Below are 25,947 nucleotides of genomic sequence, written 5' to 3'. Positions count from 1 at the left end.
GGACCTGATGAAGTCGGTCGAGATCCTGCGCGGTCCGGCCTCGGCCCTCTACGGCTCGGACGGCGTGGCCGGTGCGGTCTCCTTCACCACCAAGGACCCGGTCGACATGCTGGGCGCCAGCCGCAACTGGACCGCCCGGGCGCGCGTCGCCTACGGCTCGGCCGATGACAGCCTGGCCACGGGCCTGTCGTTCGCCGGTCGTGACGGCGCCCTGTCCGGTCTGGTCGCCTGGACCCACCGCGATGCGTCAGACACCGACAATCAGGGCACGGTCGGCGGCGAGGGCGCCGCCCGGACCGAGCCCAATCCCCAGGACTTCAGCTCCGACGCCCTGCTGGCCAAACTGGTCTGGGACGTCGCCCCAGACCACCGGCTGGGCCTGACGTTCGACTCCTACGACTCGGACGTCGACGCCAATGTCCTGTCGGGCCGCAGCGCCTCGGTTCTGGACCTGCGCGCCGAAGACGAGACCACGCGCCAGCGGATTGGCCTGGACTGGCGCACCGAAGCCCTGCCCGGCCTGGATGAGGCCTCCCTCACCATCTACCGGCAGGAGTCCGAGACCCGCCAGTTCACCTTCGAGGATCGTGAACCGGCCGCAGACCGCACGCGCGACAACACCTTCGACAATGATGTCATGGGTCTGGCCGCACAGGGGCGTCGCACGTTGACTTCAGGCTCGGTCGAGCACCGCCTGATCTTCGGCGGGGACTGGTCCGAAACCACCCAGAGCGGCGTGCGCGACGGCACGGTGCCGCCTTTTGGAGAGACCTTCCCCTCCAGCCCCTTCCCGGAGACGGATTACACCCTCTCGGGCCTGTTCATTCAGGACGAGATCGTGCTGGCGGGTGGATCCCTGCGCATCACCCCGGCCCTGCGGTATGACGCCTATGAGCTGACGACGGCGGACGACCCGCTGTTCACGGGCCCCAAGGCCGATCAGGAGGACAGCCGTCTGTCGCCCAAGCTGGGTGTGGTCTGGTGGGCCAATGATACCTTCGGCCTGTTCGCCTCATATGCCGAAGGCTTCAAGGCCCCGACGCCGTCGCAGGTGAACAGCGCCTTCGGCAACCTCGCCTTCGGCTACATTTCGGCGCCCAATCCCGACCTGAAGCCGGAGACCAGCCGGAGCCTCGAGGCAGGCCTGCGCCTGCGCGAAGTTCCCGTCTGGGGCGGTGGCCGAGTGGCCCTGCAGGCCGTGGCCTTCCAGGCGGACTATGAGGACTTCATCAGCCAGGAAGTCGTGTCGGGCGCCTTCACCCCGATGGACCCGGCAGTCTTTCAATACGTCAACTTCACCGACGTCGAGGTGAAGGGGCTGGAGTTCCGCAGCGATGCCTCCTGGGACAATGGCGTCAGCGCCCGTATCTCGGCCGCCTGGGCCGAGGGCGATCAGACCACGGCGGGCACCACCACGGCCCTGCCCGGCATCGACCCGCTCAAGGTCGTCGCCGGCCTGGGCTGGGATGCCCCGTCGGGCGCCTTCGGCGGCCAGGCCATCGTCACCTGGTCCGAGGCCAAGGATGCGGCCGACACCACCGGTCTGGCGTGCTCGCCGAACTGCTACGTCGGGAACGACTTCACCCTGTTCGACCTGACCGGCTACTGGAATGTGACGGATAAGGTCACGGCCCGTGTCGGCGTCTTCAATGTGTTTGATGAGACCTACGGCTGGTGGAGTGACGTGTCGGGCCTGTCGACCACCTCCACCGTGCTGGACGCCTACACCCAGCCCGGTCGCAATGTTTCGATCTCCCTGACCTTGCGTCTGTGAGTCGGGAAGCGATAATGCGAATGACTTTCATGTTGGAGACGCCCCCCATGCGCGCTGCCCTTGCCGCCGCCCTTCTGATCGGCACCTGTCTGCCGGTCGCCGCCCTTCCCGCGACCGCCCTCGCCCAGGCCCCTGCGCAGGCGACGGCCGACGCGAAATTCCAGCGCGACCGCCAGGCCATCCTCTCCCAGGCCGGACAGTTCCGCGTGCGGTTCGATATGCGCGAAACTGTTCCGTTCGTCGAAGGCTATGAGCCGCTCGACGAGAAACTCTCGGGCGGCAACGAGATCGTGCGGGTCGTCTATGACGACGGCACCCGCATCAGCCTGCAGCACATTCTGGTCATGGATCACGAGGGCCAGACCTTCGTCATCAAGCACTGGCGTCAGGACTGGGTCTATGAGCCCGAAGCCGTCCTGACCTATGCCGGGCCCGACCAGTGGGTCCTGACCCCTGTGCCGGAAGACCAGCGCAAGGGCGCCTGGTCCCAGACCGTGTGGCAGACCGATGACTCGCCGCGGTACGGCGGGGTCGGAGTATGGACCTATGCTCAGGGCATGACCGAGTGGGCCTCGGCGCCGACTCTGCGTCCGCTGGCCCGACGCGATGCGGTGCGCAACCCGGTCTATGACCGCTATGTCGGGACCAACCGTCACGCCCTGACACCGTTCGGCTGGGTGCACATTCAGGACAACCTCAAGATGTCCGGCGCCCAGGGCGATGATGTCGAGGGTCAGGTGATCGTGCACGAGGACGTCGTCAACACCTATCGCCAGTGGGACGGATATGATGCTGCCCCCGGAGATGCCTATTGGGCTGATACCCAGGCCTACTGGGCCGGTGTTCGCAGCCTGTGGGACGAGGTGATCGCCCGCGACGGCGGCATCCGCGTCGAGGAAGAGCCCAATGCCGGGGCCGTCACCGGACCGGCCCTGATGGGTCTGGCGGACCAGATTCACGCCGGAGAAACCACCACCGAAGCGGCGCTGGCCGAGGCCCGCACCATCATCATGGATGCCACTTCCGGTAGCTGATCATTTTTCTGCTTGACGGCTGCGCTTGCCGTCGCCACGCTTAAGTCACTCATCAAGACCGGTCGAGGGATAGGCCCTTTGACGCCGGGGCAACCTTCGCGAAGAGACCCTCTTCGCGAGATGGTGCCAACTCCTGCGAGGATCACGGTCTCACGACCCGGTCCGCGAGAGATGAGTGAATCGACGGCCTCTTTCGAGGTCCCGCCGTTTCACGGGTCGATCCACGCACGGGTACTCGATGGGCGGAGTTCGTCGTGTCGTGCCTGCTGTCTTTTCCTCTCCCACCCTCCCCGCCTGGCGGGACCACACCGTGCCTCTGCCGGGCTTCTGCCTCAGCGACGGGCAGCCGCTCACCGATACGACCATGCGCCTTCGCCGGTTCGGGCCGGACAGGGCGCCCGTCCTCGTGGTCCTCGGCGGAATTTCGTCGGACCGGCGCGTGGCGGATGTCGGCGACGGACGACCGGCCTGGTGGCCCCGCATCGTGCGCCCGGGCGGTCCGGTCGATCTGAACCGCTATCAGGTGCTGGGCCTCGACCTCTTGCCTGGGCCGGCTGAGGAGCGGATCCGCACCCTGACCCCGGCCGATCAGGCCCGCGCCGTCGCCATCGCGCTTGATCATCTTGGCATTCCGCGACTGGAGGCCGTGATCGGCGCCTCGTACGGCGGCATGGTCGGACTGGCCTTTGCGTCGCTATTCCCAGAGCGGCTGAAGCAGCTGATCGCCATCTCGGCCCCGCATCGCCCCGCCACCCACGCCACGGCGCTGCGTGGCATCCAGCGCCGCATCCTCGCCTTCGGCATCGAGACAGGGCGCCCCGCCGAGGCCGTCGCCCTGGCCCGCGAACTGGCCATGACCACCTATCGCACGCCCAAGGAACTGGACCTGCGCTTCGGCCAGGACGCCACGCCGGAAGCCGCCGGCCAGCCCTACGCCGTCTGCGATTATCTGAAGGCCCGCGGCCGGGCCTGTGTGCCGCGCATGTCGGCCGGGCGCTGGATCAGCCTGTCGGACTCGCTGGACCGCCACCGGGTCGACCCAGGAGCCATCACGGTGCCGACTACGCTCCTCGGCTTCACGTCGGACCAGCTCGTTCCGATCTCCGACCTCAATGCGCTGGCCGAGCGACTGCCGAACCTTCGCGCCTGTGTCCGCGCGCCCTCGCTCTACGGCCACGACGGCTTCCTCAAGGAAGAGGCCGTGGTCGCCGACCTTATCGCCTCGGCCCTGGCCGACCCCCTGTCCTGTTGTCTTTCCGAGCTTGCCGCATGACCTGTCCCCCCTCCCACCATGACCTCGCTACCCGCCTCGCCCGCGTCGGGATCGATCAGGACCCGGCCCATGGTGCGGTCATGCCGCCCCTGTACCTGAGCGCCAACTACAGCTTCGACGGGCTGGAGGGGAAACGCCGCTACGACTACAGCCGCTCGGGAAATCCGACCCGCGACCTGCTGGGCGAGGCCCTGACGGCGCTGGAAGGCGGCGCCGGCACCGTCGTCACCGCCAGCGGCATGGCCGCCGTCGATCTGGTGCTGAGCGAGCTGTCGCCCGGCGATCTGGTCCTCGCGCCGCACGACGGCTACGGCGGCACGCACCGCCTGCTGAACGCCCGGGCCCGGCGGGGTCATTTCGAGGTGGCCTTTGTCGACTTCGCCGACGCCACTGCCCTTGATGAAGTCCTCACCCGCCAGCCGAAACTGGTGCTGGTCGAGACGCCGTCCAACCCGCTGATGCGCCTGACCGACATCGAAGCTGTGTGCCGGGCAGCCCATGCAGCAGGGGCAAAAGTCGCCGTCGACAACACCTTCCTGTCCCCCGCCCTGCAGCAGCCGATCTCGCTGGGGGCGGACTGGGTCATCCATTCGACAACGAAGTTCATCAACGGCCATTCGGATGTGGTCGGAGGCGCGGTCATCAGCGCCACGCTTGAGGACCACGAGCGGCTGGCGTGGTGGGCCAACTGTCTGGGTACGACCGGCGCGCCGTTCGACGCCTGGCTGACCCTGCGCGGCCTGCGCACCCTGTTCGTCCGTATCGAGCGGCAGCAGGCCACTGCGGGCGATCTGGCCGACTGGCTGGTCCGGCAGCCGGGCGTGCGGGCCGTCCACTATCCGGGACTGGCCGACCATCCCGGGCATACGCTGGCCAAACGTCAGCAGGCCGGATTCGGCGCCATGCTCAGCCTCGAGCTGGACGGCGGCAGGGACGCCGCCCGGGCTTTGGTCGAAGGGCTGCAGGTCTTCACCCTGGCCGAGTCCCTCGGTGGGGTCGAGAGCCTGATCGCCCATCCCGCAGGCATGACCCATGCCGCCATGACGCCCGAGGCCCGAGAGACCGCCGGGATCACCGAGGGCCTGCTGCGCCTGTCGATCGGGCTCGAGCATGTCGAGGACCTGCGCGCCGAACTGGCAGCGGGACTGGCCCGCGCTGCCCTTGTCTCCGACCAGCGAAAGGCGGCCTGAGATGACCGCCCTTCTCTTGAGCCGATCCCCCCTCGGCCTTCTGCCTGAAGCGAGAGGACCACTGAGGGTGGCCCTCGCTGGATGTGGTGTCGTGGGCGGGGGCGTGCTGCCGCGCCTGCTGGACCGGCCGGACATCGCGCTGGTCGGGGTGCTGGTGCAGACCCCCGGCAAGTTCCGCTCGCCAGCGCCGGCACCCGGGCTTCTGTTCACGGATCCGGCGGCGTTTCTGGCACGGGAGCCGGATGTGGTGATCGACACCCTTTCGGATGCCTCGGTGTCGCTGGCGCTGATCCGGGCGGCCCTGTCGCGGGGCATCCATGTGGTCAGCGCGTCCAAGCAGGCGGTGGCGGCCGACGTCGAGGGCCTGTCAGCGCTGGCGGCGGCGACCGGTGCGACCCTGCGCTATTCAGCGGCGGTGGGTGGCGGAGTGCCCATGCTGGAGACGGTGCGGCAGGCGCGGGCGCTGGGGCCGGTCCGGCGGATCGAGGCGGTCCTGAACGGGACGGTCAACTTCATGCTGAACCGGCTGGCGGCGGGGCATCCGTTCGAGGCGGCCCTGGCCGAGGCGCAGGCGGCGGGGTTTGCCGAGGCAGATCCGTCCGCCGACCTGACCGGCCGGGACGCGGCGGCCAAGCTGTTCCTGCTCAGCCGGGCCGCCTTCGGGCCGGGGGCGCGGTTGCCGGACCGGGTCGAGACGCTGGGTCCCGATTTCCAGCCGGGCCCGGCGCCGGTGCGCCAGCTGGCGGTGGCCGACAGCGTCGGGGGGCAGATCACCCTGGCGCCGGTGGCGGGCGACCCGCTGTTCGCCGAGCTGGCCGATGCCGGCAATGCCATCCGCATCACCCTGGCCGACGGACGGGTGCTGAGCCGGTCCGGGCTGGGGGCCGGGCGGGGCCCGACAGCCGGGAGCGTCTGGGCCGACCTGAGTGACCTATTGGCGAGCGGCGTCGGAGCGGGCACGAATGGCGCCGAACTCTGAGTCCGCCTTCCAGGTGGGCCAGCGGTCCGAGTTCGCGAGGTCCCACGCCAGCTGGTACATCAGGGTCAGGTTCTCGACCGCCGAGCGCAGGTCGTAATCCTCGCGCCATTCATCGCTGCGCTGGTGATAGTCGCGCGAGAACAGGGCCTGATATTCTGGCAGGCCGACCTCAATGCCACCCTCGTCCAGATCCACTCCGTGCCAGGGCATCAGGGCGGGCACACCGGAGCGGGCGAAGGGGAAATGGTCCGAGCGGAAATAGTAGTTCTGCTCCGGCTCGCGGTCGTCCGTGACATAGCGGCCCTCGGCCTCGGCGAGGACCGCCAGATCGTCCTCGAGTGAATTCTGGCCAAAGCCGAAGATGGCCACATCACGGGTCGGACCACTGAGCGGCAGCATGTCGATGTTCAGGTCCGCGACCGTGGTTTCCAGCGGATAGACGGGATCGACCGAATAGGCATAGGCGCCCAGCAGGCCCATTTCCTCGGCCGCCATGTGAGCAAAGACGACGGTGCGCTTCGGCTGCGGCGAGAGCGAGAAGGCGCGCGCCAGTTCCAGAATGCCGGCCGTGCCCGAGGCATTGTCCCAGGCGCCGTTGAAGATGGTATCGCCGTGGGCATCGGGCGAGCTGACCCCGACGTGGTCCCAGTGGGCCGAAAAGATCACGACCTCGTCCGGGTTCTCGGAGCCTTCGATCCTGGCCAGAAGGTTATAGGTCTGAATTTCCTCGCGGGCTTCCTCAATGTCGACGCTCAGGCGGACGCCCGTCAGCTCAATGGCCTCGAACTGGCCCGTATCGACCGTCGCCATGGCGCCGTGATCGACGCCAGCGGCCGAGCCCCACTGCATGGCGGTGACTGCGCCCATGGTGCCGGTGAAGGGGATGGGGTCCAGCCCCTCGACCGTCGTGCGGGTGCGGGCGGGACGCCCAGCCATGCCCTGCCAGCTGGCCTGGTCAAGCACCAGGGTGATGACGCCGACCGCGCCGCGACGCAGGGCCTCCATCTTCTTGTAGCCGCCGCTGGAATAGGCCGAGTTGTACTCGCCCCGGAACAGATCGCCCTCGGGCTCACCGGCCAGCACGATCACGACCTTGCCGGTCACATCGAGGTCGCCGTAGTCGTCCCAGCCGCGCTCCGGCGCGGTGATGCCGTAGCCGGCGAAGACCACCGGCGCATCGGCGATCTCGACCCGGCCACTGTCGTTGGACGAGCGCAGCTGGATGTCGGTCGCCGCCAGCGGATGCTGGGTGCCGTCCGGCGCGGTCCAGTAGGCCACCGGCGCGCGCGCCGGCGTGAAGCGGAACAGGGTCACCGGCTGCAGCCACTGGCCATCCGGACCACCGGGCTGAAGGCCCATGGCCTCATACTGACCCTGCAGGTATTCGAGGGTCATGGCCTCGCCGACCTCACCCGGGACGCGGCCCTGGAAGCTGTCGTCAGCCAGCACGCGGATGTGCTCGGACAGGCGATCCGCCGAAATGTCCTGGGCCAGGCCCGCACCGGCGGACAGGAGGACGGCAGCGGCGGCGACGCCACCCAGAAGACGACGGAACATGGGGAACTCCGGGATGAATTTCGGGCGCACCTTAGGCCTCGGCCCCTGGTGCGCCCGTTAAGTTTTCGTCATGTGCCGCTGACGGATCAGCGGCGGGCGGCAGCACTTTCTTCGCGAACCGGGCCGAACTCGGACCCGTCCTTCCAGCCCGGCCAGTCGCGGCTGTTGGCCAAGGCCAGACCCACGGCATAGACGACCTCAAGGTCTTCGGCCGCGCCGCGGAAGTCCATTTCCGGCATCCATTCGTCGGCGGCCTGGTGATAGCGGCGCGCGCCATATTCATCGCGCAGGGCCTGACGTTCGGCGATCGGCTCGTCGCGGAAGTCGCCCGAGCCCTTGGGATAGGCCATGGGCACGCCGCGCTTGGCCAGCGGGAAGTGGTCAGAGCGGAAATAGGTGCCGGCGGCATTGTTGGTGTCGGGCACGATCACCCGCCCCTGCGTCGCCGCCACGACCTCGAGCCGTTCATCAAGGGTCGACTGGCCATAGCCGGTGACCCCGAGACCCGACAGCCGTCCGTAGACATTCATCGCATCCAGGTTGAAGCCGGCCACTGTCGTTTCCAGCGGATAGAGGGGATTGGCGGCATAGAATTCCGAGCCCAGCAGACCGCTTTCCTCGGCGGTGAAGGCGATGATGACGATCGACCGCTCGGGGGTCGGGCCGCTGCCATACAGGCGCGCGATCTCGAGCAGGCCGGCGATGCCCGAGGCATTGTCGACCGCGCCGTTGAAAATGCGATCGCCCTCGGCATCCGGATCACCGACGCCGATGTGGTCCCAGTGACCGGTGTAGAGGATGGTCTCGTCCGCATGGGTCGTGCCCGGCAGGCGGGCAACGACATTATGGGTTTCGATCTGGCTGGTCGACACGCTGTAGCCGGCGTCGAGGGTCTGGCCTTCCAGTTCGACCGGACGGAAATCGCGACTGCGCGCCGACACCTTCAGGGCCTCGAAATCCAGACCGGCCCGCTCGAACAGATCGACGGCGACGTCGCGCTGGATCCAGCCTTCCAGCGGCACGCGCTCGGCGGCCGCGTTCGCACGGACGATGTCGAATTGCGGCCCGGTCCAGGAGTTCTTGACCGTGGTCCAGCCGTAGGAGGCGGGGGCGGTCTCATGCACCACCAGCACGCCGGCGGCGCCCCTGCGGGCGGCCTCGTCATATTTGTAGGTCCAGCGGCCGTAATAGGTCATGGCCCGGCCGTTGAAGGTGTTGAGCTCGGGCTGCTCATAGTCGGCGTCATTGACCAGCACGACGATGACCTTGCCGCGCACGTCGACGTCCTTGAAGTCGTCCCACTCGCGCTCGGGGGCGGTGGTGCCATAGCCGACGAACACCAGCGGCAGATCGTCGAGGCGCACCTGCTCGGCCGGACGGCGGGTCGAAATGACGATCTGCTCGCCCTGGGTCAGGGGGCGGGCAACGCCGTCGTCGCTGAAGGAGGCGCTGACGTTGCTGACGGCAAAGCGGTTCAGGGTCACGGCCTGGGTCCAGCCGCCGTTCTCGCCGCCGGGCTCGAAGCCGGCGTCGGCAAAGGCCTCGGACAGATAGGCGATGACCTTGTCCTCGGCCGGGGTGGCGATGCCGCGTCCCTCGAAGCTGTCGTCCGACAGGGCCTGCACATGCGCCGACAGGCGATCCGGGTCGATCCGGGCCGGTTCCCCGCCGTCCGGCAGGGTCATACAGGCGGCCAGCGCCGCCCCCGCAGCAAGAACACTCAGCCTGGACAGCAGACGCATGGGGAACCTCTCACAAAACCGGAGATGCGACCCTAAAGCCTTGCCCGGCGGACGCAACTGTTGAGCAGACGCGCGAAAGCCCCTCTCGCCCGGGGGGCAGAGGCTATGGAGAGGCGGGCGGCGCCTGGGCCGGGGGCCCGGAACCGTTGCTCCCGTGCTTTCGCCGTCAGGGAGCGTGTGTGTTTTTCGGCACCTGACCTGTGCGCCGCCCCGGTCGGTTCACGCGAGCGCCTGGGGGGACTGTCTCTTCCGCCGGGGGTCGGGCACCCGGATGCTTGTGCGCCCGACTTCGCCTGTCCCGGTTCGACAGCAGGTCCCAGTCTCTCGGCCCGCGACGGGCGAGGCGTCCAGAAACGCCCCGGACCCCGGGGTTTCGCCCCGGGCAGTCCCGCTCGACCGGCCTCTGTCGCTGCTTCGGTGCCTGGATCCTCAGCCCCTCTCCTGCGACGGAGACAGGCGGAGGGTTGCACACGCCCGGACCCGGTAGGGCAGAACGGTCCGAGAATCGCGAGGGGCGTTGAAAGGGTGGGGGAATTCGGGGGCGGCTATCCTACCTACTGCCGTTGACCCATCGTCATCCTCCGACTTGATCGGAGCATCGGTCCGGGCAGGCGATCAGCCGTTGCGGGTGACACCGATCCTCGGGTCAAGCCCGAGGATGACGACGTTTCTGTCTCCTCCCAATCGCAGATGGGGAGGTGGCGCGGCGCGTCAGCGCCGTGACGAAGGGGCTCTTGAGGGCGAGCGTGCGATAAAGACCCCCTCCACCACTCCGTGGTCCCCCTCCCCACCGCTGCGCGGCAGGGAGGAGACGGGTGGGGCGCCTGCCCACGAAAAACCCGCCGAAGCGAGGGCTCCGGCGGGTCATTCGGTCGGTGTGGGAACGGCTGGCCCTAGTGGGCGATGCCTTTCCAGATGCGGCGGTAGCTGGCGTAGGTCAGGCCGGCGAAGATGAACAGGAAGGCCAGCACTCCCATGCCGGTGCGCTTGCGCTCGGTCGCGTGGGGGTCGGACGCCCAGGCGATGAAGGCGGCGACGTCCTTGGCATACTGGTCGACCGTCTGGGGCGAGCCGTCGTCATAGGTCACCTGACCATCGGCCAGGGGATTGGGCATGGCGATGAAGCCACCCGACGGCACATGGTCCGGATCGCCGGTCCAGAACGGCGACAGGTCACCGGCCATATAGGGGTTGTAGTACTGGCCCGGCGCGATCTGCAGACCCTCGGGCGCCGGCACATAGCCCGACAGCAGGGAGTAGATGTAGTTGGCGCCATCGTGACGGGCCTTGGCCATCACCGACAGGTCGGGCGGCGCCGCGCCACCGTTGGCCCCGGCTGCCGCCGTGGCGTTGGCATAGGGGTTGGGGAAGCGGTCAGCCGGGGTGGCCGGACGCATGATCGGCTCACCCGTTTCCGAGTCGATGTCCGCAACCTGGACCTCGGCCGCGAGCACGCGGACGTAGGGGTTATCGGCCGGTCCGCCCTTGAAGTGCGAATCGTAGAACGGCCCGCCGGGCTGGCCGAGGTTGCGGAAGGACATCAGGTCCATGCCGTGACAGGCGGCGCAGACCTCGCGATAGACCTTGTAGCCGCGCTGCAGCTGGGCCTGATCGAAGGTGCCGAACGGCCCCTCGAAGCTGAACCCGCCCGAGCGCGGGTGCTTGGCCTCGCCGCCGGCGGCCCCGGCCGGAGCGGCCACGGCAACCAGGCTGAGGGCGGCGACAGCCGAGGCGACGATCTTGAACACGGTTGAAGGGGTCCCGTTTTGAATGGTCATGACGATCAGCCCTTCTTCTCGGGGATGCCGCCGTCGAGCACCGGCTCGGAGACCGAGGCGGGGACCGGCAGAGGCGTCTCCTTCAGCCCGACCCAGGGCATGATGATCAGGAAGAAGGCGAAGTAGTAGGCGGTCAGCAGGCGCGTCAGCCACAGATAGCTGTTCAGCTGGCCGTCCAGCAGCATGAAGCTGGGCATGCCGGGCACGACCTGGGCGTCGGGCAGTTGCGCGCCGCACCAGCCGAGGCCGAGCCCGACGATCACGAAGATCACGAAGAAGACCTTCATGGTCGGGCGATAGCGCATGGAGCGCACCCGCGAGGTATCCAGCCACGGGATGACGAACAGCACACCGATGGCGCCGAACATGGCCAGCACGCCGCCGAACTTGTCGGGGATGGCGCGCAGGATGGCGTAGAAGGGCAGCATGTACCACTCGGGCACGATGTGCGCCGGCGTCACCAGCGGGTTGGCCGGGATGGAGTTGTCCGCATGGCCCAGGGCGTTCGGCATGTAGAAGACGAACAGGGCGAACAGGATCAGGAACAGGATGATGGCAAAGCCGTCCTTGACCGTGAAATAGGGGTGGAACGGCAGGGTGTCCTTGGCCGTGCGCTCCTTGGGGATCAGGACGCCGGCGGGGTTGTTCTGGCCCGAGGTATGCAGCGCCCACAGGTGCAGCACCACGACGCCGAAGATCACGAACGGCAGCAGATAGTGCAGCGAGAAGAAGCGGTTGAGCGTGGCGTTGTCGATGGCCGGACCGCCGCGCAGCCAGATCAGCAGCGGCTCGCCGACGACCGGCACGGCGCCGATCAGATTGGTGATGACCTCGGCGCCCCAGAAGGACATCTGGCCCCAGGGCAGGACGTAGCCGAGGAAGGCGGTGGCGATCATCAGGAAGAAGATCACGCAGCCGAGGATCCAGATGATCTCGCGCGGGGCCTTGTAGGAGCCATAATACAGGCCCCGGAGCATGTGCAGATAGACGGCGATGAAGAACATCGAGGCGCCGTTGGCGTGCACATAGCGGATCAGCCAGCCGCCGTTGACGTCACGCATGATGCGCTCGACCGAGGCGAAGGCCATTTCTGTGTTCGGCACATAGTGCATGGCCAGCACGATGCCGGTGACGATCTGGATCACCAGGCAGAGCATCAGAATGCCGCCGAAGGTGTACCAGTAGTTCAGGTTCCGCGGCGTCGGAAGCGACATATAGTCGGCGCCGAAGCGGATGATCGGCAGGCGGCTGTCGAGCCACTTTTCGATGCCGGTCTTGGGGACGTAGGTGGATTCGTGGTCGCTCATGGTCTGTCCGTCCGTCCTCAGCCGATCCGCACGCGGGTGTCGGAGACATATTCGTAGGTGGGCACGACCAGATTGGTCGGCGCGGGGCCTTTGCGGATGCGGCCCGAGGTGTCGTAGTGTGACCCGTGGCAGGGGCAGAACCAGCCACCGTAGTCACCGGAGTTGAAGGTCGGCACGCAGCCCAGGTGGGTGCAGGAGCCGATCACCACCAGATACTGCTCATGCCCGGCCTTGATGCGGTCGGCATCGGCCTGGGGATCCTTGAGCGCGCTGAGCGGCGTGCTGGAGGCTTCCTGGATCTCGGCCGGGGTGCGGTAGCGCACGAACACCGGCTTGCCCTGCCATTTGATGACGACCTGCATGCCCTCGGCGACCTTGGTCAGGTCGAACTCGATGGTCGACAGGGCCAGGGTGTCGGCAGCGGGGTTCATCTGGTTGACCAGCGGCCAGGCCATCATGACCCCGGCGCCCACCGCGGCCGCGCCGGCGGCGATGTGGATGAAATCGCGGCGGGTGGCGTCGTCGCCCCCTCCGTGTCCGTCGTGGTTCAGCTCGACCGATTCGGTCACATCACACCTCTCATGGGCCCCGATGGACCCATGCCGGCCCATCGACGGTATCGTCATAGTTGACGCGAGACGTCATACACCAGCTGACGGGGCCGGATTTGCGGCTCATCGCCGCAAGACGGCGCGTGGCTGAGAAACACTCGCAAAACCAGCCGCGACAAGCCCCCGGCTCACGCGTAGAAGGGCCTTAGAATGCGTCTCGCCCTTTTTCAACCAGCCATTCCGCAGAACGTAGGCGCCTGCATCCGCCTGTCGGCCTGTTTCGGCGTCGAATTGCACGTCATCGAGCCCACCGGCTTTCGTCTGGACGACCGGGCGATGAAGCGCGCGGCGCTGGATTACGGGCCCCTGGGGCATATGGTCCGGCATGCCGACTGGGACGCGTTCCAGCGCGATCGCGGAGCCGGACGGCTGGTGCTGTTCACGACCAGGGGTGCCGAGCCCCTGGCCGATTTTCGATTCCAGCCCGACGACACCCTGCTGTTCGGCTCGGAGCCGACGGGGGCGCCGGATGACGTGCATGCGGCGGCGGACGCCCGGGTGCTGATTCCGCTCAAGCCCGGCGCGCGGTCGCTGAACCTGGCGGTCAGCGCCGGCATCGCCTGCTGGGAATGGACGCGGCAGGTGGGCTGACTGCGACATCCTCCCCTGCCCCGCGCGCGAAAATGGGACTAGAAGCGGGGCCATGAGCACACCCGCCCCCGACCTCGACACCCTGAAGACCGAGACCCGCGCCTGGTTCGAGGCCCTGCGCGACCGCATCCATGCGTCGCTTGAGGCGCTGGAGGACGCGGCTGACCCCGCCCTTTATCCCGGCGAGCCCGGCCGGTTCGTGCGCACGGAATGGCAGCGACCCGAGGGCGGCGGCGGAGTGATGGGGATGCTGCACGGGCGGCTGTTCGAAAAGGCCGGCGTTCACTGCTCGACCGTGCATGGGACCTTCCCCGAAGACTACGCAAAGCAGGTGCCGGGTGCCGCCGAGGATCCGCGCTTTTTCGCCACGGGCATCAGCCTGATCATCCACCCCCGCAATCCGCGTGTGCCCGCCGTGCACATGAACACCCGCTTTATCGCCACGACGAAGGGCTGGTTCGGCGGCGGCGGCGACCTGACGCCGGTGCTGGACGTCGACCGGCGAGAGGATGCGCCCGACACAATGGCCTTCCATGCCGCCTACAAGGCCGCCTGTGACCGGCATGATCCCGAATACTATCCGCGCTTCAAGGCCTGGTGCGACGAGTATTTCTGGCTGGCCCACCGCAAGGAGCCGCGCGGGACCGGCGGCATCTTCTATGACCATCTGGACAGCGGCGACCGGGCGACGGACTTCGCCTTCACCCGTGATGTGGGCGACGCCTTTCTCGTGGCCTATCCGGACATTGTGCGGGGCCGGATGGGCGAGGCCTGGACCGACGCCGAGCGCGAGGAACAGCTGATCCGCCGCGGCCGCTATGTCGAGTTCAACCTGCTGTACGACCGGGGCACGACCTTCGGCCTGAAGACCGGCGGCAATGTCGAGGCGATCCTCAGCTCCATGCCCCCCGAGGTGAAGTGGCCGTAGGTCGATAGTTCGTCGTCATCCTCTGGCTTGACCAGAGGATCGGTCCGTGCAGGCGGTTGGCATGGCCGCGGTGGTGGGTGGCACCGATCCTCGGATCAAGTCCGAGGATGACGGGCTTCTACCGTCTGAGGAAGGTCTGCAGCCACCCCGCAACGGCCTCGCGGTCGTTGTCGCCCTTGAGGGTTTCCAGCGCGGGATCGACGCGGTCGGCGCCGATGCGGTCGCGGCGGCCCTCGGCGAGGGCGGAGGCAAAGGCCGGAGTGAATTCGGGGTGGCACTGCATGGAGATGGCGTCGTCATCCCAGGCCAGACCGGCGAAGGGGGTGAAGTCGCTGGACAGGATCACGCGGGCCCCGCCGGGCTTTTCGACCACCTGATCCTGATGCGAAACGGGAATGGCGATCTGGCCTCGCGGCGGCACCATCCACGGCTGGGCCTGTTCGACCCGGTAGCGGTGCAGGCCCACGCCCCAGCCCTTTTCAGACTTCTCGACCCGCCCACCCAGCGCCTGGGCCATGGCCTGATGGCCGAAGCAGATGCCGACCATGCGGGTCTGGCCCCGGGCCGCCGCGATCCAGGTCAGCAGGCGACCGATCCAGGGCTCGCCGTCATAAACCCCGGCGGGAGAGCCGGTGATGATGACCCCGTCGAAGTCGCCCGGGCGGGGCGGCGGGCTGTGGCGGACGTCGATGGTGCGGGCCTCGAAGCCCTCGCCCAGCAGCCGCGTAAACATCTGCGGATAGCGGCCGTGCTCGGGCGACAGGTCAGAGGGCGGCGCGCCGGTTTCGAGAATGGCGATGCGGGGTTTTCGGGTCTCGGTCATTGCGTCGATATGGCCGTCCAAGCACGACTTGGTAAGGGGGATGGGCTATGAGGCGCCCATGTCCACCGCCGATTCCGACGCCGTCGTCCTGATCAATGTCTACAAATGCGAGCCTGCGAAGCAGGATGCGCTGATGGAGGCGCTGACCGTCATGGTCGGGCGTCAACGGGGGCTGGAGGGCTTCGTTTCCGCCACCCTGCACCGGGGCGTCAACGGCAAGGTCTGTGCGGTCCACGGCGTCTGGGCCAGCCGCGAGGACTGGAAGGCCATGACGCGTCATCCAGCCATCGTCGAGGCGATGAGCCCGATCATGGGCATCGCGACCTTCGAGCCCAATCTGTATGAGCCGGGCGAGACGTTTGACTGAGGCCGTGTACTCGTAAGTAAAGCGCGATGTCCCAGAAAGCGGACTCGCGGACTGTCCGCTTAGGGTGGGAAGCGGACTCTCCGCAAGGCGTCATCGGCACTCGACGCCGCGCAGCCGGAGCGTTCGACATACTCGGTCGAGCACGTGTTCATTGTCAGACTCAGCGACAAAATAGCGGCCCGAGGAAAGGGCCTTCATGCCTGATGGGAGGCCAAACAGCGGACCGGAATTCGGCGATGTTCCTTCAAGGTAATAGGCGAAGGCATTTTCGGCGTTGCGGTGGGGATCATATGCTAGCGGATGGGACGCAATCCAGGCTGCGAACGCTCGCCTGATCTTCGCGATCTCCGGGTATTGGCTCACCGGCTTTGTCAGGAAGTGCACTGCTCCAGTAGTCCAAAGGATATCCCTCCGGACGGTAGGCAGCACCAAATTCACCACCGGTGAGCGGGCACCGTCGGGGGAGCCGTCTTGGTTCAGAACGAGCGGGCCAATCTCCCTGAAATAGAGGACTGCTCCTCTCAATGTCACGGTCTCCTCTGGCGGATGTGGCAGGGCGCGAAACCAAGCCTGCACCTCGCCCGCGCTGGACGGTGCCGCAATGAAATGGAACGTCTCAGTCATATCGCGACAGTCGCGGACGGAGAGCTTCGCTGCAAGCCTACATCCCAATGTCCGCAATGGGTCGGGAGCAGTCATTGACTTGCCGCCTGTAAGCGGACCCGCAGCGTCGGCGATTTTATGGGGAGGCCCACCAGACCTCGGCCCGGGCGCCGGTGTCGCCCAGCGTCTCCGCCACCCAGCCGCAGACTTGCTGCGCCACCGCCTCGGCGCCGTCCGGCGGGTTCAGCATGACCAGGGTGCAGCCGTTCATCTTCATCGGATTGGTCAGGGGCCGCAGCCGCGCCTCGGCCACCAGCACACGACCCGCCCCCGCCCCGGCCAGACGGCGGAGGAAGCCGTCGAAAGTCTCCATATCCTTGAGCGGGGTCCAGATGGTGACCGTCGCGGTCGGGTCGCGCCGGACCACCGCCGCGCCCGCATCGGCCGCCCGCTGATAGTCGTCGGCCTGTTCAAACGGGGGGTCGATCAGCACCAGCGGGCCGCGCGCGTTTGCGGTCGCTCCGGCCAGCGCCTCATAGCCATCCCCGGCCCGGCCCTCGACCGCCGGGTAATCTGCCAACGCCTGATCCAGCAGATCGACCACCGGCGGGTTCATCTCAAAGCCGACATAGGCGTCGCCGTCGCCCAACCGCCGGGCGACCAGCAGCGGTGAGCCGGGATAGAAGCGCACGCCCCCGTCCGGGTTGAGCGCCGCGACCTCTCCCGCCAGGGCCTTGATCGCGGGTGGCAGGGTGTCGCTGGCCATCAGCCGGGCCACGCCCGCCTCGGCCTCGCGCGAGCGGACCGCATCGCCGGTCAGATCATAGAGGCCGGCCCCCGCATGGGTGTCGATGACGGTCAGCGGGCCCCGAGCCCGCATCCGGTCGACCAGCCACAGCAGCAGGGCGTGCTTGACCAGATCGGCGAAATTTCCGGCGTGAAAGCTGTGGCGATAGTTCATGCCCGCTCGTCCCCCGTCCGGTCTTGTGGTCAGGCGGCCTTCGACCAGTCGAGGACGACCTTGCCGGACTTGCCGCTCTTCATCACCTCGAAGCCGTCGCGATAGTCGGCATAGTTCAGCTGGTGGGTGATGAGCGGCTCGAGGTCCAGACCGGCCTTCAGCAGGCCCAGCATCTTGCGCCAGGTGGTGAACATCTCGCGGCCATAGACGCCCTTGATGGTCAGGGCCTTGAGGATGATGGCGCCCCAGTCGGTCTCCATCGGCTTTGACGGAATGCCCAGCAGGGCCAGGCCGCCGCCCATGATCAGGGTGTCGACGCACTGTTTGAAGGCGATGGGCGAGCCAGACATTTCCAGCGCCACGTCAAAGCCGACCTTCATGCCCAGCTCGGGGATAACGTCGTGCAGGTCCTCGCGCGTGGTGTTCACAGTGCGCACGCCCGGCGCGACCTTCTGGGCCAGCTCGAGGCGGAAGTCGTTGATGTCGGTGAGCACCACGGTGCGCGCGCCGGCGTGGCGGGCAACGGCGGCGGCCATGATGCCGATGGGACCGGCGCCGGTGACCAGCACATCCTCGCCCAGCAGGTCGAACTGCTGCGCCGTGTGCACGGCATTGCCGAACGGGTCGAGGATCGAGCCGATGGCATAGGGGACATCATCCGGCAGCTCGATGACGTTGAAGGCCGGAGCCACGACGAACTCTGCAAAGGCCCCCTGGCGGTTCACGCCAATGCCCCGGGTGGCGGGGTCGAGGTGGAAATGCCCGGCGCGGGCCGCTTCGGAATTCAGGTCGATGACATGACCCTCGGCCGAGACGCGCTGGCCGACCTTCAGCGGACGATCGACGTCCTTGCCGACGAACACGATCTCGCCCGAGAACTCGTGGCCGGTGATCATCGGGACGGGCACATTCTTTTGCGACCACTCGTCCCAGTTCCAGATGTGGATGTCGGTGCCGCAGACGGCGGTCTTGTGGACCTTGATCAGCACATCCTCGGGCCCGGCCTGGGGGATCGGGGCGTCGATCAGCTCAAGCCCCTCGGCGGGCTTCATCTTGGCCAGGGCCTTCATGGTGTCGGTCATTTGATCACTCCCAATTCCTTGCCGGCGGTTTTGAAGGCCTCAACCACCAGATCGATCTGGTCGAAGGTGTGGGCGGCCGACATCTGGGTCCGGATGCGGGCGGCCCCGCGCGGCACCACCGGGAAGCTGAAGCCGATGACATAGACGCCCAGCTCCAGCATGCGGGCGGCCATGTCCTGGGCGAGGCGGGCATCGCCCAGCATCACCGGAATGATCGGATGTTCGCCGGGCAGCAGGTCGAACCCGGCCTCGGTCATGGTCGCGCGATAGCGGGCGGCATTGGCGAACAGCTGCTGGCGCAGGGCGTCGCCCTCGTCCCCCGCGGCGATGCGGATGGCCTCGAGCGACGAGCCGCAGACGGCGGGGCTGAGGGCATTCGAGAACAGATAGGGCCGGGCCCGCTGCTTCAGCAGGGCTACCACCGGGGCGGTCGCGCAGATGAAGCCACCCATGGCCCCGCCCAGCGCCTTGCCGAAGGTGCCGGTGACGAAGTCGACCTCGACCCCGCAATGGGCATAGGAGCCCCGCCCCTTGTCGCCCATGAAGCCGGTCGCGTGACAGTCATCGACCATGATCAGGGCGTCGTATGTGTCGGCGAGCGCCCGGATCTCGGCCAGTTTGGCGACATAGCCATCCATGGAGAAGGCGCCATCGGTGGCAATGATGATGTCGCGCGCGCCGTCGGCCCGGGCCTGCTTCAGCTGGGCCTCAAGGTCGTCCATGTCCGAGTTGGCAAAGCGGTAGCGTTTGGCCTTGCACAGGCGCACGCCGTCGATGATCGAGGCGTGGTTCAGGCTATCGGAGACGATCGCGTCCTCGGCCCCGAAGAGAGGCTCGAAGATGCCACCATTGGCGTCGAAGGCCGCCGCGAAAAGGATGGTGTCCTCAAAGCCGAGGTAGTCGGCGATGGCGCGCTCCAGCTCCTTGTGGATCTCCAGCGTGCCGCAGATGAAGCGGACCGAGGCCGTGCCCGCGCCCCAGCGTTCCTGGGCCTTGATGCCCGCCTGAACGACGCGCTCGTCCCCGGCCAGACCCAGATAGTTGTTGGCGCAGAAGTTCAGCACCTTCTGGCCCGCCACCTCGATCACCGGCCCCTGTCGCGAGGCGATGACCCGTTCGGGCTTGGTCAGGCCCTGGGCGTCGATGTCGGCCAGTTCGGCGGCGATGCGGTCGTGGAATGTCGTCATGGGCGCTCCGCTAGACGGTTTTGAAGGCCGTATAAAGCCCCGCCCGATGTCACAGCTTCGGCATCAGGTCCCGGCAGACACATCCTGGGTGGCGCGCACAGGCCCGACCTTGATCCGGCCGCCGCAGACGGTCATCCCGGTGGCCTGCGTCAGGGGCGCCGTGTCGCCAGGCGCCGTGACCCTGAGGCCTTCGGTGACCGGACAGCGCGTCTCGCCCTCGCTCTCATGGGGCACGACATTCCAGCCGACATCGAAATACGCCTTGGCGCCGGCGGTCAGTTCGACGGGATGCGGTGGCTCAGCCGGATCGCCCTGCATCCAGGGGTCGGCACGCACATCGACGACGGGGCGACCCTCCTCGTCCATCAGGGTCACGCCCGGATAGCCGGTGATACTGCAGGTTTCGGTCCCGGCATTGCGGAGCGACAGCACCAGGCCGCGATTGCCCGCGCCGGCGTCAGATTTCTCGATCTCAAGGGCCAATTGCGGACCGGCGCAGGCCGGAGCCCTGGCCATGGACTGTGGATTGCTGGCGGGGGTGAGAGGCTGGCCCTTGCGGACACAGCGTTCCAGCTCGACGCCCTGGGGCTTGCCTTCGGCGTCCAGACGGCTGAGTCGGCCCTCCTCGCGCCCGTCGCGGGTCGCCGACCACCATTCCAGAGTCTCGCCGGCGTAGCGGGCGCCGCTGCCGGAGGTCACGGGGCGCAGGCGATACGACTTGCCCTCATAGGTCAGGCCCGCGGTGCGGTCCTTGCCATAGACAACCGACAGGCTCTCGCCGCTTTCACAGTCATAGGCGATGGCCACGCCGCTGATCGGGGCCTCATCGGGCGCGGACGCCTCGACCGGATCGGGCGGATCGCGCTGCTCCTGCGAACAGGCCGCCACCAGCGTCAGGCTGCAGACCGCGCCCCACAGTCGCGCATTCCGGTTCATCCGCATGATCATGACATCGACCCTCTCGTTCCAGCGTCACTATAGCGCATCGGAAGGGTTTACGGTTTCCGCAATCGGACCCGCGATGTTGTTGCGAAACATTCTCAGTCGCGTTAGGACGGCAGCACATTTCAGGAGAGTTCGATGACGAAGCCCTTCGCCTCTGTCCGCGCCCTGGCCGGCGCCTTTGCCCTTGGCCTGCTGGTCGCCGCCTGCGGCCAGCCCGAATCCGAGACCAAGACAGCGGACACCGCGCCGCCCGCCGATGCCGGCGTGGTCAATCTGTATACCGCCCGCCACTATGACAGCGATCTGCGGCTCTATGAGCGCTTCACCGAGCTGACCGGCATTCGCGTCAACCGGATCGAGGGCAATCCCGACACCCTGATCGCCCGCATGCAGTCCGAGGGCGAGGCCAGCCCCGCCGATGTGTTCGTGGCCGCCGATGCCGGGGCCCTGTGGCGCGTGCAGGACGCCGACCTGTTCCAGCCTGCCAACTCGACCATGCTGCAGGAGGCGATCCCGGCCAATCTGCGCGAGCCGGGCGGGCACTGGTACGGCTTCAGCCGCCGGGCGCGCATCGTCGCCTATGACGCGGCCAAGGTGCGCCCCGAGGAGGTCGACACCTATGAGGAGCTGGCCTCGCCCAGCTTCCGCGGCAAGCTGTGCGTCCGCTCATCCGACAGCGTCTACAACCTGTCGCTGGTCGGTGCCCTGATCGAGGTCTGGGGTGAAGCCAAGACCCGCGCGTGGGTCGAGGGCATTGTCGCCAACATGGCCCGTCAGCCCGAGGGCGGCGACCGCGACCAGATCCGGGCCGTCGGCGCCGGCATCTGCGAAGTCGCCATCACCAACAGCTACTACTACATCCGGCTGGCGTCGGGTGAGGACGCGGGCGATCGAGAGGTCACCGAACGGGTCAAGCTGGCCTTCCCGTCGCTGGACGGACGCGGGGCCCATGTGAACATCTCGGGCGGTGGGGTCGCGGCCAATGCGCCGAACTTCGACAATGCGGTCAAGCTGCTGGAATTCCTGGCATCGCCTGAGGCCCAGTCGCTGGTCGCCGAATACAACAATGAATACCCGGCCAGCCCCTCGGTGACGGTGCCCGCCCCGGTCAGCGCCTATGCGCCGTTTGAGGCCCATCCGATGTCGGTCGCCCGCTATGGTCCGCGTCAGGCGGCGGCCCAGGCGATGATGAGCCAGGCAGGCTGGCGATAGGCCCGACCCCTGCCTCGACGACGCTGAAGGCCCGCTCCGGCATCCGGGGCGGGCTTTCGCCATTGGTCTGGATGGGACTGGGCGCAGCGCTGGTCGCCATCCTGCCCCTGATCGGGGTGGTGGCGACGGCGCTGGGCGACGGTCAGGCGGACATCGCCCTGTCGGACCTGTCCCGCTATGCCCTGACCTCGGTCGCCCTGTCGGCGCAGGTCGCGGTGCTGACGGCGGTCCTTGGCGTGACGGCGGCCTGGCTGGTGGTCGGGCATGACTTTCCGGGCCGACGCTGGCTCAGCTGGGCGCTGGCCCTGCCGCTGGCGGCACCGGCCTTCGCCCTGGCCTATGGTTATGCCGACCTTTTCGATGCGGCGGGCGACCTGCGCATCTGGATGCGGGGCACGCTGGGCGTCGACATGCCGTTCGAGATGCGCAGCCTCGGCGGGGCCGGCCTGATCCTGTCGCTGGCTTTTTATCCCTATGTCTATCTGGCCATGCGGGCGGCGCTGTTGAACCAGTCGTCGCAGGCGATCGAGGCCGCGCGGATGCTGGGGGCCTCGCCGGCCCGGGCCTTCTTTCAGGTGGCGCTGCCGATGGCGCGCCCGGCACTGGCGGCAGGTGTCGCCCTGGCCGTCATGGAAACGCTGGCCGACTATGGCGCGGTGCAGTTTCTGGGCGTCCAGACCCTGACCACCGGCGTGGTCCGGGCCTGGTTCGTGTTCGGCTCGGTCGAGGCCGCGGCCCGGATCGCCCTGCCGCTGCTGGCCTTTGCCGCCGTGCTGATGTGGATCGAGAGGATGGGCCGGTCCGGTGCTGATCACGACAGCGGACGCGGGCGCTGGCGGCCCCTGACCCTGCAGCCGCTGCCCCCGGTCAAGGCTGCGCTGGCGACCGGTTTCTGTCTGATGCTGGTCGGGCTGGGCCTTGTCCTGCCGCTGGGCTGGATGGCACACACCATGATCGACATCACGCCCGAATGGCCGAGGCTGATCGCCGCCGCGCGGCACAGTGTCGGACTGGCGGTGATCGCCGCACTGGTGACGGTCGCGCTTGCGGCCCTGCTGGCGCTGGGGTCGACGCGGCATCCGCTGGCCGCGCGCATCGCCAGCCTCGGCTATGCGACGCCGGGGGCGGTCATGGCCATCGGCCTGCTGATCCCCGCCGCCGTGCTATGGCGGCTGGTGCCCGGATCGGTCGGCGGCTTCGGAATGGGGATCGCCCTGCTGATCTATGCCTATGCCGCCCGGCTGATGGCCGCCGCCTTCGAGCCCATCGAAGCGGGGCTGACCCGCGTCACGCCGTCGGTCGTGCAGGCTTCCCGCATGCTGGGCCGCTCCGAGACGGGCACCGCATGGGCGATTCAGCTGCCGCTGGCGCGCGGGGCCCTGTTTACGGCGGCGCTCGTGGTGTTCGTGGATGTGATGAAGGAACTGCCCGCCACCCTGATGCTGCGCCCGTTCAACGTCGATACGCTGGCGGTGATGGCCGACAACTATGCGCGGGATGAGCGGCTGGCCAATGCCGGCTGGCCGACCCTGTTGCTTGTTCTGCTGGCCCTGCCCGCCGTGCTGTGGTTGACCCGCAAGATCAGCACCTCGCGCCCCGGAGAGCCATGACCGACGCCCGCACCCTGACCGCCACGGGACTGGCCCGGCGCTATGGCCGCGATGCGGGCGTGCACGGCGTTGACCTGACGCTGGTGCCCGGACAGGTGACCGCCCTGCTGGGTCCGTCGGGCAGCGGCAAGAGCACCCTGCTGCGCCTGATCGCCGGACTGGAAGCACCCGACGCCGGCGAGATCCGGCTGGGCGAGACGGTGCTCTCGTGGCCCGGACAGACGGTGCCGCCCGAGCATCGTGGTATCGGCCTGATGTTTCAGGAACACGCCCTGTTCCCGCACAAGACCGTGCTGGGCAATGTCACCTTTGGCCTGAGCCACCTGCCCCGGGCCGAGGCGCGCGATCGGGCGCTGGACCTGCTGCGGTCGCTGCGGCTGGAGGATCGGGCCAGGGCCTGGCCCTCGACCCTGTCGGGCGGCGAGCAGCAGCGGGTGGCGCTGGCCCGGGCGCTGGCGCGGGAGCCCGCCGTCCTGTTGATGGACGAACCGTTTTCGGGGCTGGATGCCTCGCTCCGGGCCGAGGTGCGCGATGCCCTGACCCCCGCGCTGCGGGCGGCGGGCGCGGCCGTGCTGATCGTCACCCACGATGCCGAGGATGCCCTGGCCATGGCGGATCATCTGGTGCTGCTGGATCAGGGCGAGGTGTTGCAGGCGGGGACGCCCGAGGCCTGCTATCTGCGGCCCATATCGCTGGCCGCGGCGCGGATGCTGGGGCCGGTCGAGGCCTTGCCCGCGCGGGTGGACGGCGATGCTGTGGCGACGCCGTTGGGGCGGTTCGTAAAACCAGAGGGCGAGGCCACCGGGTGGCAGTTGCTGGTGCGGCCCGGCGATGTACGGCTGGCAGATCAGGGCGTGGCGGCAACCGTCGTGGCCCGGCGCTTTGCGGGCAACGTCACCGACGTCACGGTCGTGATGATCGGGCCGGACGGGGAACATCGCCTGACCGTCAGCCACGCCGGGCCGGTTCCTGCGATCGGGCAGCCGGCGTTTCTGGCGCTCGCGCCCGACCGGGCCGTGGTGGTGCCCGCCTGAGGCCGACACCGGCTCGACGCAGTCCGCAAACGAAAAACGCCGCCCGGCGGAACCGGGCGGCGTGTGATCTTGGGTGCGGGAGCAGGATTTGAACCTGCGACCTTCAGGTTATGAGCCTGACGAGCTACCGGGCTGCTCCATCCCGCGTCAAAGATGGAAAGGAGAATGTGAAGGAAGAAAAGGTTCGAGACATGTCCCCGAGGCACAAGTGGCTTCAGGCGACATCGTTTTAATCCCTATCTGACTGGTAGACCCGGCAGCGACCTACTCTCCCGCGCCTTAAGACGAAGTACCATCGGCTCTGGAGGGCTTAACGACCGAGTTCGGAATGGGATCGGGTGGGGAACCTCCGACATAGCCACCGGGTCAACCAGGCAGATAGGGGATTAAATGAGAAGACATCGTCGCGATTATTATCGGCAAGTAAAACCGAATGAGTTTTGCTGAGAAACGATCAAGCCGATCGGATTATTAGTACCAGTAAGCTTCATGGGTCGCCCCACTTCCACACCTGGCCTATCAACGTGGTAGTCTTCCACGATCCTCAGCGAAGCCTTGTTTTGAGGTTAGTTTCCCGCTTAGATGCTTTCAGCGGTTATCTATTCCATACATAGCTACCCTGCTGCGCGGCTGGCGCCACGACAGGTCCACCAGAGGTATGTCCATCCCGGTCCTCTCGTACTAGGGACAGATCCTCTCAAGCTTCGAACACCCACGGCAGATAGGGACCAAACTGTCTCACGACGTTCTGAACCCAGCTCACGTACCACTTTAAATGGCGAACAGCCATACCCTTGGGACCTGCTCCAGCCCCAGGATGTGATGAGCCGACATCGAGGTGCCAAACTTTGCCGTCGATATGGACTCTTGGGCAAAATCAGCCTGTTATCCCTAGAGTACCTTTTATCCGTTGAGCGATGGCCCTTCCACGCGGGACCACCGGATCACTATGGCCGACTTTCGTCTCTGCTCGACTTGTCAGTCTCGCAGTCAGGCGGGCTTATGCCATTGCACTCGACGACCGATTTCCGACCGGTCTGAGCCCACCATCGCGCGCCTCCGTTACACTTTAGGAGGCGACCGCCCCAGTCAAACTACCCACCACGCCATGTCCCGGACCCGGATAACGGATCTCGGTTAGACGTCAACGACAGTAAGGGTGGTATTTCAAGGATGGCTCCACCAGAGCTGGCGCCCCGGTTTCATAGCCTCCCACCTATCCTACACATACGGTCGCTAACGCCAAGGCGAAGCTATAGTAAAGGTTCATAGGGTCTTTCCGTCTGACCGCGGGAACCCCGCATCTTCACGGGGAATTCAATTTCACTGAGCCTGTGCTGGAGACAGTGGGGAAGTCGT

22 protein-coding genes, 1 tRNA gene, 2 rRNA genes and 1 riboswitch are annotated in these 25,947 nt (G+C 67.3%); of the genes, 11 read left to right on the top strand and 14 right to left on the bottom strand.

The genetic code is table 11. From position 1 onward, the window contains the following. The 5 genes from B4K74_RS09840 to B4K74_RS09820 all read left to right on the top strand — a co-directional run. Positions 1 to 1,774 (top strand): TonB-dependent receptor domain-containing protein (locus tag B4K74_RS09840; protein ID WP_286692782.1); only part of this gene is annotated, 1,774 nt, incomplete at its 5' end. A 47-nt stretch (positions 1,775 to 1,821) separates the two neighbouring features. Beyond that, positions 1,822 to 2,808 carry a DUF6607 family protein gene (locus B4K74_RS09835; RefSeq protein WP_286692781.1) on the top strand — a complete coding sequence of 329 codons (987 nt, stop codon included), beginning with the start codon at positions 1,822 to 1,824 and terminating at the stop codon, positions 2,806 to 2,808. 46 nt (positions 2,809 to 2,854) lie between these two features. After that, positions 2,855 to 2,986, top strand: a riboswitch (SAM riboswitch). 132 nt (positions 2,987 to 3,118) lie between these two features. Continuing rightward, positions 3,119 to 4,081 (top strand): homoserine O-succinyltransferase MetX, encoded by a 963-nt coding sequence (gene metX, locus B4K74_RS09830; RefSeq protein ID WP_286692780.1) that lies wholly within the window; start codon positions 3,119 to 3,121, stop codon positions 4,079 to 4,081. Continuing rightward, entirely contained in the window at positions 4,078 to 5,271 is a 1,194-nt protein-coding gene (metB, locus tag B4K74_RS09825; protein ID WP_286692779.1) for a cystathionine gamma-synthase, read from the top strand. Before metX ends, metB begins: the two co-directional genes overlap by 4 nt. 67 nt (positions 5,272 to 5,338) lie before the next feature. Further along, on the top strand, positions 5,339 to 6,250 hold the full coding sequence (locus B4K74_RS09820) for a hypothetical protein (RefSeq protein ID WP_286692778.1): 912 nt from the start codon (positions 5,339 to 5,341) through the stop codon (positions 6,248 to 6,250). On the opposite strand, the gene B4K74_RS09815 is transcribed toward B4K74_RS09820, so the two are convergent. From B4K74_RS09815 to petA, 5 genes are all read right to left on the bottom strand, one after another. Next, positions 6,203 to 7,807 carry a M28 family peptidase gene (locus tag B4K74_RS09815; RefSeq protein WP_286692777.1) on the bottom strand — a complete coding sequence of 535 codons (1,605 nt, stop codon included), beginning with the start codon at positions 7,805 to 7,807 and terminating at the stop codon, positions 6,203 to 6,205. The two genes, B4K74_RS09820 and B4K74_RS09815, sit on opposite strands and share 48 nt — an antisense overlap. A gap of 86 nt (positions 7,808 to 7,893) precedes the next feature. Next, positions 7,894 to 9,549 carry a M28 family metallopeptidase gene (locus B4K74_RS09810; RefSeq protein ID WP_286692776.1) on the bottom strand — a complete coding sequence of 552 codons (1,656 nt, stop codon included), beginning with the start codon at positions 9,547 to 9,549 and terminating at the stop codon, positions 7,894 to 7,896. An 893-nt stretch (positions 9,550 to 10,442) separates the two neighbouring features. After that, a complete protein-coding gene (locus B4K74_RS09805) occupies positions 10,443 to 11,327 on the bottom strand; it encodes a cytochrome c1 (RefSeq protein ID WP_286692775.1) in 885 nt (294 codons plus the stop codon). A gap of 5 nt (positions 11,328 to 11,332) precedes the next feature. Then, positions 11,333 to 12,634 (bottom strand): cytochrome b, encoded by a 1,302-nt coding sequence (locus B4K74_RS09800; protein ID WP_286692774.1) that lies wholly within the window; start codon positions 12,632 to 12,634, stop codon positions 11,333 to 11,335. A gap of 17 nt (positions 12,635 to 12,651) precedes the next feature. Continuing rightward, positions 12,652 to 13,203, bottom strand: coding sequence for a ubiquinol-cytochrome c reductase iron-sulfur subunit (gene petA / locus B4K74_RS09795; RefSeq protein WP_286692773.1), 552 nt, complete (start codon positions 13,201 to 13,203; stop codon positions 12,652 to 12,654). Between the two features lie 192 nt (positions 13,204 to 13,395). Between petA and B4K74_RS09790 the strand changes: the two genes are divergently transcribed. Together B4K74_RS09790 and hemF are read left to right on the top strand one after the other, a co-directional pair. Next, a complete protein-coding gene (locus B4K74_RS09790) occupies positions 13,396 to 13,836 on the top strand; it encodes a tRNA (cytidine(34)-2'-O)-methyltransferase (RefSeq protein ID WP_286692772.1) in 441 nt (146 codons plus the stop codon). A gap of 52 nt (positions 13,837 to 13,888) precedes the next feature. Then, complete coding sequence (gene hemF, locus B4K74_RS09785; RefSeq protein WP_286692771.1) at positions 13,889 to 14,764, top strand: oxygen-dependent coproporphyrinogen oxidase; 876 nt, start codon at positions 13,889 to 13,891, stop codon at positions 14,762 to 14,764. A 118-nt stretch (positions 14,765 to 14,882) separates the two neighbouring features. Here the strand turns inward: hemF and B4K74_RS09780 are convergent, their stop codons facing one another. After that, positions 14,883 to 15,587, bottom strand: a complete 705-nt coding sequence (locus tag B4K74_RS09780) for a type 1 glutamine amidotransferase (RefSeq protein WP_286692770.1) — start codon at positions 15,585 to 15,587, stop codon at positions 14,883 to 14,885. 58 nt (positions 15,588 to 15,645) lie between these two features. On the opposite strand from B4K74_RS09780, the gene B4K74_RS09775 reads away from it, so the two are divergent. Next, entirely contained in the window at positions 15,646 to 15,954 is a 309-nt protein-coding gene (locus B4K74_RS09775; protein ID WP_286692769.1) for an antibiotic biosynthesis monooxygenase family protein, read from the top strand. 90 nt (positions 15,955 to 16,044) lie between these two features. On the opposite strand, the gene B4K74_RS09770 is transcribed toward B4K74_RS09775, so the two are convergent. The 5 genes from B4K74_RS09770 to B4K74_RS09750 form a co-directional block, all read right to left on the bottom strand. Next, on the bottom strand, positions 16,045 to 16,578 hold the full coding sequence (locus B4K74_RS09770; protein WP_286692768.1) for a hypothetical protein: 534 nt from the start codon (positions 16,576 to 16,578) through the stop codon (positions 16,045 to 16,047). Between the two features lie 115 nt (positions 16,579 to 16,693). Continuing rightward, positions 16,694 to 17,518, bottom strand: coding sequence for a 23S rRNA (adenine(2030)-N(6))-methyltransferase RlmJ (gene rlmJ, locus B4K74_RS09765; protein ID WP_286692767.1), 825 nt, complete (start codon positions 17,516 to 17,518; stop codon positions 16,694 to 16,696). A gap of 29 nt (positions 17,519 to 17,547) precedes the next feature. Then, complete coding sequence (gene tdh, locus B4K74_RS09760) at positions 17,548 to 18,588, bottom strand: L-threonine 3-dehydrogenase (RefSeq protein ID WP_349677369.1); 1,041 nt, start codon at positions 18,586 to 18,588, stop codon at positions 17,548 to 17,550. Between the two features lie 8 nt (positions 18,589 to 18,596). Beyond that, the gene (locus B4K74_RS09755) at positions 18,597 to 19,787 is read right to left on the bottom strand and encodes a glycine C-acetyltransferase (protein WP_286692765.1); all 1,191 of its coding nucleotides are present in this window, start codon (positions 19,785 to 19,787) and stop codon (positions 18,597 to 18,599) included. A gap of 63 nt (positions 19,788 to 19,850) precedes the next feature. Then, positions 19,851 to 20,723, bottom strand: coding sequence for a DUF4232 domain-containing protein (locus B4K74_RS09750; protein ID WP_286692764.1), 873 nt, complete (start codon positions 20,721 to 20,723; stop codon positions 19,851 to 19,853). 144 nt (positions 20,724 to 20,867) lie between these two features. Here B4K74_RS09750 and B4K74_RS09745 point away from each other — a divergent pair, with 144 nt between their 5' ends. From B4K74_RS09745 to B4K74_RS09735, 3 genes are all read left to right on the top strand, one after another. Continuing rightward, complete coding sequence (locus B4K74_RS09745; RefSeq protein WP_286692763.1) at positions 20,868 to 21,944, top strand: extracellular solute-binding protein; 1,077 nt, start codon at positions 20,868 to 20,870, stop codon at positions 21,942 to 21,944. A gap of 71 nt (positions 21,945 to 22,015) precedes the next feature. Continuing rightward, positions 22,016 to 23,554: an ABC transporter permease gene (locus tag B4K74_RS09740; protein ID WP_164461916.1), complete on the top strand. Its 1,539-nt coding sequence runs from the start codon at positions 22,016 to 22,018 to the stop codon at positions 23,552 to 23,554. Next, on the top strand, positions 23,551 to 24,588 hold the full coding sequence (locus B4K74_RS09735) for an ABC transporter ATP-binding protein (protein WP_286692762.1): 1,038 nt from the start codon (positions 23,551 to 23,553) through the stop codon (positions 24,586 to 24,588). The genes B4K74_RS09740 and B4K74_RS09735 overlap by 4 nt, the downstream gene beginning before the upstream one ends. 70 nt (positions 24,589 to 24,658) lie before the next feature. Here the strand turns inward: B4K74_RS09735 and B4K74_RS09730 are convergent. The 3 genes from B4K74_RS09730 to B4K74_RS09720 all read right to left on the bottom strand — a co-directional run. Beyond that, a tRNA-Met gene (locus B4K74_RS09730) sits at positions 24,659 to 24,735 on the bottom strand. A gap of 104 nt (positions 24,736 to 24,839) precedes the next feature. Further along, positions 24,840 to 24,954 (bottom strand): 5S ribosomal RNA (gene rrf, locus B4K74_RS09725). Between the two features lie 84 nt (positions 24,955 to 25,038). After that, positions 25,039 to 25,947 (bottom strand): 23S ribosomal RNA (locus B4K74_RS09720); the annotation flags it as partial.

Origin of the sequence: Brevundimonas sp. UBA2503, assembly GCF_002341485.1 — a bacterium.
Classification (GTDB): domain Bacteria; phylum Pseudomonadota; class Alphaproteobacteria; order Caulobacterales; family Caulobacteraceae; genus Brevundimonas; species Brevundimonas halotolerans.
This window is presented reverse-complemented; position numbering and strand designations above follow the sequence as displayed.